Origin of the sequence: Spirulina subsalsa FACHB-351, from assembly GCF_026130165.1 — a bacterium.
GTDB classification, from domain to species: Bacteria; Cyanobacteriota; Cyanobacteriia; order Cyanobacteriales; family Spirulinaceae; genus Spirulina_A; species Spirulina_A subsalsa_A.
Map to the genome: position 1 here is coordinate 1 of NZ_JAIHOM010000001.1, position 15804 is coordinate 15804.

Annotated in this window: 11 protein-coding genes and 1 pseudogene; 7 read left to right on the top strand and 5 right to left on the bottom strand. The window is 49.2% G+C overall.

Translation table 11 applies throughout. From position 1 onward, the window contains the following. Positions 1-112: pseudogene (locus K4A83_RS22915) on the top strand (RNA-guided endonuclease InsQ/TnpB family protein); the annotation flags it as partial. Between the two features lie 176 nt (positions 113-288). Next, on the top strand, positions 289-1137 hold the full coding sequence (map, locus tag K4A83_RS00005; protein ID WP_265262312.1) for a type I methionyl aminopeptidase: 849 nt from the start codon (positions 289-291) through the stop codon (positions 1135-1137). A gap of 134 nt (positions 1138-1271) precedes the next feature. Here the strand turns inward: map and K4A83_RS00010 are convergent, their stop codons facing one another. Continuing rightward, entirely contained in the window at positions 1272-2333 is a 1062-nt protein-coding gene (locus K4A83_RS00010; protein ID WP_265262313.1) for a mannose-1-phosphate guanylyltransferase, read from the bottom strand. Positions 2334-2679: 346 nt separating this feature from the next. Here K4A83_RS00010 and K4A83_RS00015 point away from each other — a divergent pair, with 346 nt between their 5' ends. From K4A83_RS00015 to K4A83_RS00030, 4 genes are all read left to right on the top strand, one after another. Continuing rightward, complete coding sequence (locus tag K4A83_RS00015; protein ID WP_407809763.1) at positions 2680-4143, top strand: LCP family protein; 1464 nt, start codon at positions 2680-2682, stop codon at positions 4141-4143. Next, a complete protein-coding gene (locus tag K4A83_RS00020) occupies positions 4127-4645 on the top strand; it encodes a pentapeptide repeat-containing protein (protein ID WP_265262315.1) in 519 nt (172 codons plus the stop codon). Before K4A83_RS00015 ends, K4A83_RS00020 begins: the two co-directional genes overlap by 17 nt. 218 nt (positions 4646-4863) lie before the next feature. After that, a complete protein-coding gene (locus K4A83_RS00025; protein WP_265262316.1) occupies positions 4864-7926 on the top strand; it encodes a peptidase domain-containing ABC transporter in 3063 nt (1020 codons plus the stop codon). Between the two features lie 12 nt (positions 7927-7938). Then, positions 7939-8106, top strand: a complete 168-nt coding sequence (locus K4A83_RS00030) for a hypothetical protein (protein WP_265262317.1) — start codon at positions 7939-7941, stop codon at positions 8104-8106. A gap of 131 nt (positions 8107-8237) precedes the next feature. On the opposite strand, the gene K4A83_RS00035 is transcribed toward K4A83_RS00030, so the two are convergent. The 4 genes from K4A83_RS00035 to K4A83_RS00050 form a co-directional block, all read right to left on the bottom strand. Beyond that, the gene (locus K4A83_RS00035; protein WP_265262318.1) at positions 8238-8996 is read right to left on the bottom strand and encodes a HEPN domain-containing protein; all 759 of its coding nucleotides are present in this window, start codon (positions 8994-8996) and stop codon (positions 8238-8240) included. 34 nt (positions 8997-9030) lie between these two features. Beyond that, a complete protein-coding gene (locus K4A83_RS00040; protein WP_265262319.1) occupies positions 9031-10098 on the bottom strand; it encodes a ParA family protein in 1068 nt (355 codons plus the stop codon). A 307-nt stretch (positions 10099-10405) separates the two neighbouring features. Beyond that, positions 10406-12172, bottom strand: a complete 1767-nt coding sequence (gene ilvB / locus K4A83_RS00045; RefSeq protein ID WP_321160981.1) for a biosynthetic-type acetolactate synthase large subunit — start codon at positions 12170-12172, stop codon at positions 10406-10408. Between the two features lie 122 nt (positions 12173-12294). Next, entirely contained in the window at positions 12295-13287 is a 993-nt protein-coding gene (locus tag K4A83_RS00050; protein ID WP_265262320.1) for an SGNH/GDSL hydrolase family protein, read from the bottom strand. Positions 13288-13296: 9 nt separating this feature from the next. Between K4A83_RS00050 and K4A83_RS00055 the strand changes: the two genes are divergently transcribed. After that, a complete protein-coding gene (locus K4A83_RS00055; protein ID WP_265262321.1) occupies positions 13297-15690 on the top strand; it encodes a heavy metal translocating P-type ATPase in 2394 nt (797 codons plus the stop codon). The last annotated feature ends 114 nt before the right edge of the window (positions 15691-15804 follow it).

Here is a 15804-nt window from a genome sequence, read left to right on the forward strand (position 1 = left end):
TACGGTAGGGCATACCGGATCTAAAGCTTGGGGAGATTTGCCCTCTAGCCTGGTTGGAGCAATCCTGCTAGGTTATGGCGAGTCTGTGAACCAAGAATCCTCGTGCCTTTAGGCCGAGGAGTGTCAACTGTGGACCAATATAGTCTCGGGTTAGCACTGACACCCCCACCTCGCCCAAGGCAGGTGGGGCGAGCTTCATTAAGTTATGGCGAAAAGCCATCTCTGATCAGCAAATAGTAATGAGCAAAGGGGTTTCTGCCCCTCCTAGGACAAATTAACTGGATACCAATGAAGATATTAGACAATATATTACAGTCTCATAAAAAACCATCTCCTTCAACTCAGGCCTTGCCCCCCCTGAAAAAGAAGCGTAGCGGGATTCAGATTAAATCCGAGGTGGAAATTGAACGGATGCGAGAATCGAGCCGGATTGTGGCGACGGTGCTTAAGGAGTTGGCGCAACGGGTTCAACCGGGGATGACAACGGCAGATTTAGATGATTATGCCGAGCAACGGATTCGGGAAATGGGGGCGGTTCCGAGTTTTAAGGGATATCATGGTTTTCCCGCTTCCATTTGTATCTGTATCAATCAGGAAGTGGTGCATGGCATCCCGAACCCCAAAAAGGTCATTCGAGGGGGAGATGTCCTGAAAATCGATACAGGGGCCTTTAAGGACGGCTATCATGGAGACTCTTGTATTACGGTGGCTGTGGGCAAGGTGAGTCCCGAGGCAGCGCGGTTGATTCGGGTGGCGGAAGAGTCGTTATATAAGGGGATTGAACAGGTTAAGGCGGGGAATTTTTTGTTAGATATTGCTGGGGCAATTGAAGATCATGTGAAGGCACAGGGTTATAGTGTGGTGGAAGATTACACGGGGCATGGTGTGGGGCGCAATCTCCATGAGGAACCGGCGGTTTTTCACTTTCGGACGCGGCAGTTGCCCAATGTGAAGTTAAAAGCGGGGATGACCTTGGCCATTGAACCGATTATTAATGCTGGGTCTAAGGTGACTCGGGTATTGCGCGATCGCTGGACGGTGGTGACAGTAGACCAATCCCTCTCGGCACAGTTTGAACACACGGTTTTAGTCACCCCCGATGGCTACGAGATTTTGACCGATCGGAATCGGGTTTAAGTTAACGATAGTTGGTGACACCCCCGGCCGATCAGGGTTGGGGGGAGTTCATAAGAAAAGGGTGGGAGTTTGGAAACTCAGTGTCTTTAGACCTGAGAGGAAAAACGACTCAGGGGAATTTATTCCCCTTTAAGTTATAACAACTCATCAACTCGGGGATGATCTTTGAGTTGTTGAAGGACTTGCTTTATCTCTTGGGTACGGCTTTTGTGGGCGACGAGGGTAACATTGCGATCGCGCACAATCACCAAATCCTCCACCCCAATGGTCACAATCGTCTCCTGTTCATCACTGGCGTAGATAATAGCCCCTTGGGTATCCCGTCCCACATGATCCCCTAATTCCACATTAGCCGCCTCCCCCTTAAGCAGCCGTTCAATGGCATTCCAATCCCCCAAATCATCCCAGCCAAAATCCCCCGGTAACACATAGGCCAGTTGGGTTTTTTCCATCAGCGCGTAGTCAATACTTTTCTTTTCCAAGCTTCCGTAAGCCCCTTTCCCCTGTTCCCTCAAAGGATTGAGAATATGGGGGGCATATTGTGCCAACTCCCCTAAGACCACACTCGCCCGGAAAATGAACATCCCACTATTCCAGCTAAACTTACCCGTCTCAATAAACTGCTCCGCCGTGGTCAGATCGGGTTTTTCCGTGAAGCGACTCACCCGATACACAGGCAATCCGCCATAATCCCCCTTTTTCTCCCCCTGTTCAATATAGCCGTAGCCTGTTGAAGCGTAAGCCGGCTTAATCCCTAACGTTACAATCGCCTCCTCCTCGGCCGCAACCCTAGCAGCCGCCTTTAATGTGGCACAATAGGCAGTCTGATCCCCAATCCAATGATCCGCCGGGAAAAAGCCAATCACCGCCTCCTCCCCTTCCCGTTTCGCCACCTCCAAGGTCGCCCAAGCCACGGCCGGGGCTGTATCTCGTCCTTCCGGTTCCACCAGTAGGTTCTCCTCGGGCAATTCCGGCAATTGTTCCCGGACTCCCTCAGCAATTAACGCTGAAGTAATCACCCAAAGTTTATCCCATCCTCCGGCCATCTCCAGTAATCGGTCGGCCGTAGCTTGTAGTAAACTCCGACCACTACCGTCTAAACTCAGAAACTGTTTCGGTCGTTGTCTCCGACTTAAGGGCCAAAACCGTTCACCTTTTCCCCCCGCGAGGATGACTGGAATTAATGATTGACTCATGCGCTCAACAACCTTCATTCTTTTTCCCCATCCTATCCTGTGTTGGGGGATCTAGTGCTGTAAACAGTTATCAGTCATCAGTAAACTGTAAGAGGGGGAAATTGAGAATTAATAATTGATAATTATTCATTGTTCCCTCTTACCCAAGGACTTCACTCAGAGAATTGTAAGTTCTGCGCAGAATATCTCAAGAGGGCGTTATAATCCACCTTGAGATTGAATATAGCAGTGAAGTTTAAACCCCCAGTTCCCGCTTAAGCTTAAGCAGCCTAGAACATAGGTTCTATGATCAACTCGTACTTAAAGTTTTGATGGTGTTGAGGTGACGGTGAAAGACAGCATGGATATGCTACCCAAAAGTCTCCCAGAAGGAAAAACCGACAGTAGGACAGATTCTTCCGTCCAAACTCCCGGTAAAAACCTTGATCAGTTGTCCTTAAATAAGGGCAGAAAATCTGAAAAACGCTCCCCTAAAGCCCGGAAAGTCCCTGTCGGGTTAAAAATGATCTGGGGGGTGACGTTTCTCACTGTAGCGACGTTTTCCGCCGCAGTGGGGGCGATTTTGGCGATGGTTGGACCCCTGCCTTCCCTGCCGATGTTCAGCGTTAAGGAAGAAGCAGCTACGGCCGGGACTACGAGCATTGAGGAGGCGAAAACCAAGGCCATTCCGCCCCTTTTCCAGTACAAAGTAGAGCGCCCGGTGAATATCTTGGTGATGGGGATTGACCGGGTATTAGAGGCGGAAGATGGCAGCGATGAGGCCTTTAGTGGCAACACGGACACCATGATTCTGCTGCGTTTTGACCCGACGGATAACAGTTTACGGATGTTGTCAATTCCCCGAGATACTCAGGTGATTATCCCTCGGGTGGGTCAGGGTAAAATCAACGCGGCTAATGTTTACGGGGGGCCACAACTGGCGATGCAGGTGGTGAGTCGCACGTTAAATGATGTTCCGATTGATCGTTATGTGCGTGTTACCAATGATGCGTTTCAGGAGTTAGTGAATCTCGTCGGTGGGGTGGAGGTGTATGTTCCTCAGCCCATGGTCTATGAAGATCGTACCCAAAATTTGAAAATTGACCTGAAACCGGGTTGGCAACGGTTAAATGGGGATGAAGCGGAACAGTTTGCCCGTTTCCGGATGGATGAGTATGGGGATATTGGACGAGTTCAACGCCAACAGGTTTTATTAAAGGCGTTGCGGGAACGTTTAGAACATCCTACGGTGTTACCTCGTCTGCCGAAGGCCATACAACTGATGCTACAGTACATTGACACTAATTTGAGTTTAGAAGAAGTTCTGGCTTTAGTGAACTTTGGCATGAGTTTAGATCGGGATAATATCCGCATGGTTTTATTACCGGGACGCTTTAGCGATGTGAGCGAGTTTGAGGGGATTAGTTATTGGATTATGTCCCGTCAAGGGCGCGATCGCGTGGTGGCGGAGTATTTTGATCAAACGGGAACATCGGGAGTCCCCCGGGAGCGAGATCCCAAACGGGTACGCATTGCCATCCAAAACGCTAGCGAGGATTCTGAGCTTCCGAGAAAGGCGGTAGAATATTTGAATAAACAGGGCTTCCACAATATCTACTACTCGAACCGAGATTTCGCCCGCCCCTTACGGACTACGGAGATTATTGTTCAACAGGGCGATCGCAATGCGGCCCAAGCGCTGCAAACGGCCTTAGGTTTCGGTCGTGTTGAAGCGAATTCAACGGGGGATCTAGGTTCAGAAATTACCATCCGCGTGGGGGCTGATTGGTATGATCTCCTAGGACAGAATCAGGATGAAACAGAGAGTTAATATTTGGTTAAAGCGCATTGTAGGATTAGTTTTGCTCCTTTTATTAACGGGGGGCTGGCTAGTCCTCAATGCGCGCCCCGCTTGGGGGCAAGTGGGTAAGATTAACTACGCCCTGACGGATTTACAGGAGCGGAATTTTTCGGGGCAGAATTTAGAACGGGGAGTCTTTGCGGGGGCGGATTTACGACGGGCGAATTTTGCGGGGGCGAATTTACGGGCTTCGATTTTAACCAAGGCGATTTTTTTGGATGCTAATTTAACGGGGGTGGATTTAACGGAAACTTTTGGCGATCGCGTGGATTTTAGTGGTGCGAATCTCTCCAATGCCATTTTCACCGATGCCATGCTCACCAGTAGTCACTTTTTTGACGCGACCATCACCGGGGCTGACTTTTCCGGTGCTATCTTAGATCGGTATCAAGTCTCTTTAATGTGTGAACGGGCCGAAGGGATTAATCCCACAACAGGGATCGCGACGCGGGCTAGTTTGGGCTGTAGGTAGGGTTTGCAGAATAACTCTACTCGTGGGGCTAGGGAACAGGTAATAGGGAATAGGGAATAGATAATTGATAATTTCTCCCCTGCTCCCCTGCTCCCCTGCTCCCCCTCTCCCCTGCTCCCCGACTCCCGACTCCCGACTCCCGACCTTGTTGGGTTGCGCTGTCGCTTCACCCAACCTACGAATCTATAGAATTACTGATTACTGATCACTGTTTTTTTATGACTTTAACCGCGACGGATATTCAAGCCGTTCTCGCCCAATATCCCCCCTATAATCTCCTGCCAAGCAACGTTTTAAGCCGCTTGGGGGAGCAATTCCAACCCCTGCGCTATCGTATGGGGCAAACGATTCTATTACGGGATAAACTGCCCAGTCAGATCGTTTTCATTGCAGAAGGTCAGGCGCGGTTATTAGGTTATGATCCCAATACCCAAATGCCCTTAACTCTAGCCCTCCTAGAAAAGGGGGAAACGGTGGGGCCGGCGGGTCTATTGCGCGGTGTGGGCTGCGAAACGGTGATTGCTTCGACGGAAACCCTCTGTTTGACTTTAGATCAACGGGGGTTTTTTCAACTGTTGAATGAGTATCCCTCTTTTGCCGATTATTTCCAAAATCAGGCGGCGATCGCAGAAATTTTTGCCGTCCTCAGTTATCAAATTGGGACGACGGAGGATCTGCCCATTCCCCTCCGGGGCATTGATGATGTCAAACTGTTGGCTAAACCTCTGACGGCACAATGTCAAGTCTGTGTACTGCCCCCGGGCAAAACCAATGTACAAAATCCAATGGTACGCCCCCTCTTACAGTCGGATTGGCTGTGGTTTGTCAGTGGGGGAGGGGAAGTGATGAATCACCCCGTTGGGCAGCGCTTCCAATTGCCCCCCGGGGAAGAACAAATTCAAGTGCGGGGGAGTTTACCGGCCCGGTTTCTCGGTTTTCGGGAACAGCATCTGCGGACGATGTATCAGGAGCATCTGCCCCCCCTACCCTCTAAATTTGTTCCCCCAGACCCCGCTAATCTCGCCTCTGAGGCCCCACAAGGGCGGGCAAGGGGGGAGGATATCCCCTACGCCCCAGAGGTGGAGGAAGCGGCCACAGAAGCCCCTCGGGAACGGAAACGGGGCCGCCATCGTTACCCTTTTGTGCGGGGTGGGGGCATGGTGGATGGGACTGTGGCCTGTTTTCAGATGCTGAGTCAGTATTTTAATATGCCTTTCCGTCGGGATGTGATCCGTCGGGTGGTCACGGAGCAGGTACAGCGTCAGGGGGGAATTTCTCTCTATTCGGCCGGGGCGATTTCGGAGTTAATTGGCCTCAATGCCCAACTGGTGACACTGCCTGCCAAGAGTGTCACCCGTTTACAAGGGCCTGCTTTGGTGGTGTGGCAGGAGAGTTTAGCCATTTTGTATGAAATTAGCGATCGCCAGTTAGTGATTGCGGTGCCGGAATTGGGCATTTTACGCCGCAAACCAGCCGATTTCCTCGATACTTGGGAGGAAGTGGGGTCTGTTCTCCTGTTGCAACCGACGAAAGAAACCCCCACCCAACGGTTCGGATTTCAGTGGTTTTGGCCGGCTTTATGGCGGTATCGCAGTGTGTTAATCGAGGTGTTTATTGCCTCGTTTTTTGTCCAACTGTTTGGGTTAGCTAATCCCCTCATTATTCAGGTCATTATTGATAAAGTCATTGTACAAAATAGCCCAGATACATTACAGGTTTTGGGCATATTTTTAGTCGGGGTGGCTGTTTTAGAAGCCATCCTCACCACTGTCCGCACTTATCTATTTGTGGATACAACTAACCGCATTGATATGGGGTTAGGGTCAGAAATTATTGATCACCTGTTACGTTTACCCCTGCGCTACTTTGATAAACGTCCCGTTGGGGAGTTATCGAGTCGGGTCAATGAACTGGAAAATATTCGCAATTTTCTCACAGGAACGGCTTTAACTGTAGTTCTGGATTCTATCTTTTCGGTGGTCTATATTGCCGTGATGATCTTCTACAGTTGGCAGTTAACCATTGCGGCATTAGCCACCATTCCCCTCTTTGTGATTTTAAGTGTGGTTCTCTCGCCGATTATTCGTCAACAATTCCGCACGAAAGCGGAACGCAATGCCCAAACTCAATCCCATCTGGTGGAAGTGGTTTCGGGGATTCAAACGGTGAAAGCCCAGAATATTGAATTACGCTCCCGTTGGCGTTGGCAAGAATATTATGCTCGTTATGTGACGGCGGGTTTTCAAACGGTGATTACCTCAACTTTGGCGAGTTCCTTTAGTAGTTTTTTTAATAAGTTTTCGGGCTTGTTGGTGTTATGGTTTGGGGCTTATTTGGTCTTAGATCGGCAACTGAGTTTAGGACAACTGATTGCTTTTCGGATTATTGCCAGTTATGTGACTAATCCGTTACTGCGTTTAGCCCAATTGTGGCAAAATTTCCAAGAGGTCGCCCTTTCTTTGGAGCGTTTGGGGGATATTTTGGACACGCCCCAAGAGGGGGAAGAGGATCGGGGAAATATCCCCATGCCTCCTATTGTGGGTCATGTGAAATATGAGAATGTTTCTTTCCGGTTTAAGAGTAATGCGCCTCTGCAATTGGTGAATGTTAATATTGATATTCCCAGTGGGAGTTTTGTGGGGATTGTGGGGAAAAGTGGGGCGGGGAAAAGTACCCTCACTAAGTTATTAGTCCGTTTATATGATGTGGAGTCGGGGCGGATTTTATTGGATGGCTATGATGTGGCTAAGGTGGAATTATATTCCCTGCGGCGACAAATTGGGGTGGTGCCACAAGATCCTCTGTTGTTTGATGGCACGGTGCAGGAAAATATTGCTATGAATAATCCTGACGCGAGTAGTGAGGAAATTATCGAAGCGGCTCAAATTGCGGCCGCCCATGAGTTTATTATGAACCTTCCGGCGGGGTATAATACCCGGGTGGGAGAACGGGGTGCCGCGCTTTCTGGGGGACAACGACAACGAATTGCGATCGCCCGCACTATTTTACAACGTCCCTCTCTCCTCGTCCTTGATGAAGCTACCAGCGCCCTCGATTATCCCACGGAACAACAAGTTTGTCGGAATTTGGCGGAACGATTTGGCGATCGCACTGTGTTTTTTATTACTCACCGTCTCGGCACTGTGCGCCATTCTGATATTATCCTGATGATGGACGCGGGATCTGTGGTGGAACACGGCACCCACGAGGAGTTAATGGCTCTCCAAGGTCGTTATCAAGCGCTCTATCAACAACAAGATGCTAAGGTGGGAACGGTTTAAGGTGGCTCATCTTTGGCTTTGTTTAGCACAGAGAGGGTAATTTGTCAAGATTGTGCGATATTTTCCGAGGCTCCCGGAAATAGCGTCATCGCCACCCAACAACTGGAAACCGTCGCCAAATACACCCCCACCTCGCCCGGCAGCCTCAACAGTCCCTCATCGGGCGCGTCACCCGTCTGAGCGAACTAGAAACCCTCTACTTACTGGAACAAGAAGGCATCCTACGCTCTCCCTTAGCCGTCCTTCCGCGCCAACAAATAGCCCGCCGCAACCGCCAAAATTTAACCCGTCGCGAGTCTTAAACTCCCCGTTTAATCGTTTTCTAGAACTTGGTGAATACTTTCAACGACCTGCTCAATAAAGTCAACCGTATCATTAGCCATTTCCGGATTGATTTCCCAGCGTCCTCCAATGCCAAAAGTTGGATCAATATCAGCTTCATGAGCAATTTTATTTCTACGGTCTACAATTAAACTTAATTGTTGTTTAACCTCTTGTGTCTGCTTTCCCAAATGGGTTGCAACTTCGTCCCAAAGTTTTTTATCTGAAATCAGTCTAATGGCATCTGCTATTTTCTCCGGCTGTTGAAAACTTTGATATCCTAAGCGTACTCTAATTTCATCTTCCAGCCAACAATCTTGATTTAATCGACGGCTCAGACTGCTCGATAAAATAGGGATAAAATCAGACACAGAATAGGATTGTTCTAAAAAATCAGAACCTTGATTTTCCCGAATTTCATCTTCTAACCAACTGGCAATATCTAGAGCAATTAATCTTTCTGTTCTTGCATTTCCTAGAGATACTTGAAAACGAGCAAAAGCCGAACTAGATTGATTCCTAGAAGAGATGGGTTCAGAGCGTTGACCTCTATAAATCTCTAACATTCCCAGTGTTACAACTTCATGGACATAGTAATCTAAAGCACTGACGGTTAGAACTAAAGCAGCACGCAAAATATCTGATAAATCCAGAACCGCAGTGACCTGTGAACTCATAGAGTTATAAATAGAGATTAAATCTCGAACACGAGCAATACTAATTCTAAATTGTTCCACTGCTGAGTTCATAACATCAGATTTTAACCTTGAAGTGATAATAATTTTATGTAGTTAATGCTATAACTTTTTCAGCAAGTTCAGCAAAAATTCTCTTAAAGTATTGCTGTTTTTCTTCAGCCGTATCTAACACTTTACCGTACCATTTAGCAGAATTTAACTGCTCAGTAGTTAAAGCAAAAATCGGCGTGTTATACTCTTGTGATAAGGCAATTAAACTGTTGAAGTCGGGAATTTTTTGCAGGGTATAGCTTGGATAAACTTCAAGATTTTGGTACAGGGATTTATCTAAAATCATTCCTTTGCCATTTAAAGCCGGAATTAACTCATTCGATACATCAGTTTCAATTCTTTGAATCCATTTCTGAAAAGCAACTGTTTCTGTACCCTTACGCATCCGATAGTTTTGAATAATTGTCCCTAAAAAACGTGGGTTAATATCAGGGAATGGATAATTAGCATCTTTTAAGATTTGCTTTGAACTGGCATTTTTACCCCAATCAAACCATTTTGGTAAGATACGAGCTAAAGACTCAATTGCCATCACTGAAAAGAAATCAGCCGTTGTTGGAATAATAAAAAAGTCGCTAATTACTAACAAATTTTGGTTAATTGAACTGAAACTAGGACTCATATCAATTAAAATATAATCTGCGTTAAATTTTTCGGCCGTTTTTTGTAATAAATAGTTGATAGAACCGGGTATATTTTTAAGTGCTTGAATCGACTCTGTAAGTTGTTGAGCAATCCCCAAGGTTACTTCATATTCTGCCAAGCCAACATGACCCGGTAACAAAAAGAGTCCATCTTGACCTACTAAGGGAATACAATTGACGGCTTCAATTAGTTTTGGTTGAGATTCAAATGCCGAAGCTAGACCTGTTTTAATGTTAGAGTAAGTGGTATTATTATAAAACTCCTCAATTGTTTCGTCTAGATCGTTATCATTCTGGGGAATTGCCCCTAAAGCCATACCTGTTAAATTACACTGTGGGTCAGTGTCTACTAGAATGACTTTTTTGCCTTTTGATGCCAACATCCAGCCAAGATTGAAAGTAGTTGTGGTTTTACTCACTCCACCTTTATGATTAAAGAGGGCAATTTTTTGAGCCATTATTTTATTGATCTCCCATAATTTATCCTCCACTCTATTATAATTCTGACTTTAGAAGTTTTTATTGGTATAAATAAACTATCTAAACCCAGTCAATCACTATTTTCGCTGCAAGAAAACCCACATCTTCTATAGCTAGTCCTAATGAGACGTGAACTCTGGGCTATTGTCCTATTTCGATTCTAGGCGAGCCTTTTTTGCCACGACTCAGATAGGTTGGCTATGGATGTGGGATTATTAATATTTTCCCACCCGGACAGGAGGTGGGGAACTAGATCACTACTGCCGTTCAATCTATAACGGTTCCCTAACTTTGTACCTGCCCAGAGCGAGGATGTAAGCCAATCATGTCACTATTACTATGACCCGGGGCAACCATAGGATAACAGTCTTCCGTGCGATTGACGCGGACATCTAAGATGACCGGACCATCATGGGCTAACATTTCGGCGATCGCACCGTTTAACTCCTCCCGCTCCGTGACCGTAATCCCCTTAATCCCCTGATAGACTTCCGCCAACTTAGCAAACTGGGGCATCCCCATTTCCAAATTCGTCGCCTCGTAGCGATCGCCATAAAACATATGCTGCCATTGACGCACCATCCCCAGCCAACCATTATTCAAAATGACCACCTTCACCCCGATATTGTACTGAGACAAAGTACCCACTTCCTGCATATTCATCTGAAAACTGCCATCCCCACTAATACAAATCACAGGATCATTCGGGAACGCCATTTTCACCCCCATTGCAGCCGGGAGTCCATAGCCCATAGTCCCCAGCCCACCGCTAGACATCCAGTGACGAGGTTTAGTATTCAAAAACTGAGCCGACCACATTTGATGCTGTCCCACATCGGTCGTGTAATAAGCATCAGGACATTGACGAGTTAAAGCCACAATCACCTCTTGAGGGGATAAAATTCCCGTAGGGTGGGGAACTTCCAGAGGATATTCCGCCTCTAATTCCGCAATGCGCCCCAGCCAAGCTTGAGTTTGGGAGTCTTCTAACTCAATTTGTTGCTTTGCCACCTCATCCAACAGTTGAACCAACACCTCCCGCACATCCCCCACAATCGGCACATCAGGAGTGCGATTCTTGCCCATTTCCGCCGGGTCAATATCCACATGAATCACCTGGGCATCCCGAGCAAAATTTTCCTGTTGACTGGCCACCCGGTCATCAAAGCGAGAACCTAGGGCAATCAATAAATCACATTCTCCCACGGCAAAATTGGCGTAGGCCGTGCCGTGCATCCCCAACATTCCCAAAGCCAAGGGGTGAGATTCATCCATAATCCCCTTACCCATCAACGTTGTAGTCACGGGGATATGGAAATGTTCCGCCAACTGTTTCACCTGAGCATGGGCTTCTGCGGCGATCGCACCTCCACCCACATACAACAGAGGCCGCTTACTAGCACAAATCAACTCTAACGCCCGTCTCACCTGCCGGACATTCCCCCTCACCGTGGGACGATAACCCGTCAACTGAACCACCCCCGGATCAATGGGCGTATAATCAAACTCCTCCGTTCCCACATCCTTGGGAAAATCAATCAACACCGGCCCCGGTCTACCACTACTCGCAATATGGAACGCTTCCGCCACAATGCGGGGAATTTCCGCCGCGTGTTGCACCATATAAGAATGCTTCACAATGGGGATGGTAATGCCGAAAATATCAATTTCCTGAAACCCATCAGTTCCCAACAAAGCTCGCGGCACCTGTCCCGTCACAGCCACCATCGGCACAGAATCCATCATTGCCGTTGCTAAACCTGTGACCAAATTAGTCGCCCCGGGACCCGACGTGGCGAAACACACCCCCACCTGCCCCGTAGCGCGGGCATAACCATCCGCCGCATGAGCCGCGCCCTGTTCATGGCGGACTAAAATATGCTGTAAACCGCCCTCCGCCTCGACGCGATACATTTCATCATAAACGGGTAGAATTGCACCCCCGGGATAACCGAAAATATGTTTTACGCCATGCCGTTTCAAGCTATCAATGAGGGCAAAGGCTCCGGTAACTCGTTTCATGATCTTCTCCGTGGGGGGTTGTGGTAACATTTCTACCTCCTAAACAACGTATCTCACGGTCATCTGAATTCATTCAGACCCTCCAATGGGATACACCTTGTATTCTACGGATGGATTCAGAAAATCTCGGGTTCTTTAATAATCATTTCCCCTCAATCAGAACAAAGGGGTGCAGCGCTTGTGTCTCTATTGACACAAAGACTGTTCCAGAGCAGTTGAGCAATGCGTTGATTCCCCAACGCCGTCAGATGTACACTATCGCGAAAATACAGACTCACTTGCTCCGGGGGAAGTTGACCCCAATCCTCATGGGTATCAATCAACCCCACATCCTGAGCCGTCAGAAACTCCACAAAGGGGGGTTTATAGGTGGGAGTGCTAGGTTGGGGCAAGACATCCACCCAATCCGGCGTATAGAGTACCAAAACCGGGATATTCTCCTGTTGAGCGAGATTCAGCAGGGTTTGCAAATCTCCGAGATTCTCCTCAAATTGTTGCTGAGGGGGGAGGGTAGTGGCGGGAATTTCGCTCGTGGGAGCAAACCAGCCCAATTGCAGCAAGAGATGGGGCATTAGGTAACGGGTGATCAATTCCTGAAGGGCGAGGAGGGGTTTTTGGGTGGGGTAGTTAGGATCCGAACCAATGCGATCGCCCGTGCTAGTCGGTTGAATCAGATCATGAGTCCCGATTTGTAAGATCAACAGGTCACTATCGAGGAAGCCAAACCGTTGAACATAGCCCAATTGATTCCCAATCCCCCAAGACCCCGCCGAAGCATTCAACACCTCCGCCCGGATGCCCGCTTGGTCAAATTTAGCTTGTAACTGCCCCGAAATCGTTTCCCCTTGGTCTAGAATCGCGCCCCCATTGAGGACAGAATCCCCAATCATCAGGATGCGGAGAGTATCAGGCGGCTTTTGGGGGGTGATAGGATTAGACCGTTGGGAATATTGGTTATAGATAATTTGGTTGCCAAAGCGTTGTAGATTCTGGTTCGGTTGGAAGCGATACCCCATGAGGGAATCCGCCTGACTCAGGGGGGGACTCCCTAACCCCACCGTCACCCTTAAAGCTACTTCACAGGCGATCAAAACCCCCAAGGGAAAACCAACTCGCCAATAGTATTTTTTACGCTGACCCGTCATATTACTGTTATGCAACTTGTCTCCAAACCTTTCCTCGGTCAGGCCACGCCAACAGAAACCCGACCTCTGACCACCGCGACTCTAGATGTTGCCGGGATGAAATGTGCAGGCTGTGTAAATGCCGTTGAACGACAATTAACCCAACAGGGGGGAGTCGTGTCCGCCCAAGTCAATTTAATCACCCAAGTGGCCGTTATCCAGTATGACCCCCAAACGGTTCAACCGGAGAGTCTCGCCCAAACTCTCACAGCCCGGGGTTTTCCCAGTCAACTCCGGGCGGGGGAAGCCCAGACTCTGCCCAACTGGTCAGAACGTCGCCAAGAGGAACAACGGCAACAAGTCCAACGACTGATCACGGCCGCCCTGTTATTATTCTTTTCGGCTTTGGGCCATTTAGACCACTGGGGCGGGCCCCGTCTCCCGGTGATTAGTGATATTGGCTTTCATTGGGCGTTGGCTACGTTGGCTTTGTTCATTCCGGGGCGAGAAATTATTCTCGATGGCGCAAGGGGTTTGTGGTATCGAATGCCCAATATGAATACTCTAGTGGGTTTGGGAACGTTAAGTGCTTATACGGCCAGTTGTGTGGCCTTGGCCTTTCCCCAGTTGAACTGGGAATGCTTTTTTGATGAACCTGTGATGCTGTTGGGCTTTATTTTTCTGGGGCGTACCTTGGAAGGGAATGCCCGCGGCCGGGCGGCGGCGGCCTTGGAACAGTTGATGGCGCTTCAGCCTCGGGTGGCGCGTTTGGTGGCTGATGGCCAGAGTCCCGAGGAGGGGGGGATTGAAATTCCGGTGGAGTTGGTGCGCGTCGGGGAATGGGTGCAGGTGTTGCCGGGGGAAAAGATCCCGGTGGATGGGGAAATTGTCCTAGGACAAACGACGCTGGATGAGTCAATGTTGACGGGGGAAGGGACTCCGGTATTTAAGACCGTGGGGGCGAAGGTGGCGGCTGGGACGTTGAATTTATCCGGTGCGATCGCCCTCCGTGTGACTCAAATCGGCTCAGATACCGCTCTGGCCAAGATTATCGCCTCGGTGGAAGCGGCTCAAACTCGTAAGGCCCCGGTGCAGAAGTTGGTGGATACGGTGGCGGGCTATTTCGCCTATGGGGTGATGGCCCTGGCCGCCCTTACCTTCCTGTTTTGGAGCCAGTGGGGAACCCAACTCTGGCCTCAAGTCTTAACCTCTGTAACTCACAGTATGCCGGGGATGGATGGGATGACTATGACCTCCCCGGTGTTGTTGAGTTTGAAGTTAGCGATCGCCGTTTTAGTTGTCGCCTGTCCCTGTGCCTTGGGATTAGCTACCCCCACGGCCATCTTAGTCGGCACCAGCTTAGGCGCGGAACGGGGGATTTTAATTAAGGGCGGTGATGTATTAGAACAGATGCACCTTCTTAAAACCGTCGTCTTTGATAAAACTGGCACCCTCACCGTCGGTCAACCGAAGGTGACAGATTGTTGTCCCTGGGGCCTCTATCAGCCCTCAGAACTGCTGCAACTGGCCGCTAGTGTCGAAAAGGGCAGCAACCACCCCCTCGCCACAGCCTTGGTCGCAGAAGCCCAAAAGCAGGAACTCCCATTATTAGCGGGGGAACATTTCCACACGGAAGCGGGTTTAGGGGTGGTGGCTCAAGTGATCTGGCAGGGTAGCCCCCAGAGGGTGTTATTGGGTAATCAGGCCTGGTTAGAACAGCATCAGATTCGGATTCCTCAAGAGGTGGAAGCCCAAGGGGAACACCTGGCCCAAGGGGGAAAAACCGTGATTTATTTAGCCGTGGGTTCGGAATATGGCGGTTTAATCGCCGTTGCCGATCAACTGCGCCCGGATGCCGCCCAGACAGTACAAGGGTTACAGGAGATGGGGTTAGAGGTGGTGTTATTAACAGGCGATCGCCCCACCGCCGCCCGTGCGATCGCCCAAAAATTAGACATTGAGCAAATCTACGCCCAAGTCTCCCCCTCCGCCAAAGCGGGCATTGTGCAAACCCTACAAAATTCCCCCACCACCGCCCCCGTGGCTATGGTGGGAGACGGGATTAATGATGCCCCCGCCCTCGCCCAGGCGGATGTGAGCATTGCCCTGCAAAGCGGCACAGAAATCGCCATGGAAACGGCCAGCATTATCCTCATGGCTTCCCAAGGAGTCGCCATTCCCCTGCACCCTGTATTAGAGGCCATTCAACTCAGTCAAGCCACATTTAAGAAAATTCGCCAAAATCTATTTTGGGCTTTAAGCTACAATAGTTTGGCAATCCCCATCGCCGCAGGAGTCCTGCTGCCTAGTCAGGGGATCGCCCTCAGTCCTCCCCTTGCTGGAGGATTTATGGCACTGAGTTCTGTGTTAGTTGTCACCAACTCCTTGCTATTGCGCCGACATCGTTGGACTCCATCCCGTTAGCCCCCAATGGCTTCAGGCTTTGCCCTCAAACCGTCTTGATGCTCTGTCCTAGTGACTTAGAACCTGAGCCGTTTTCCAGAACGGCCAGTCTGAAGTAAAATAAAGGCGAACCCA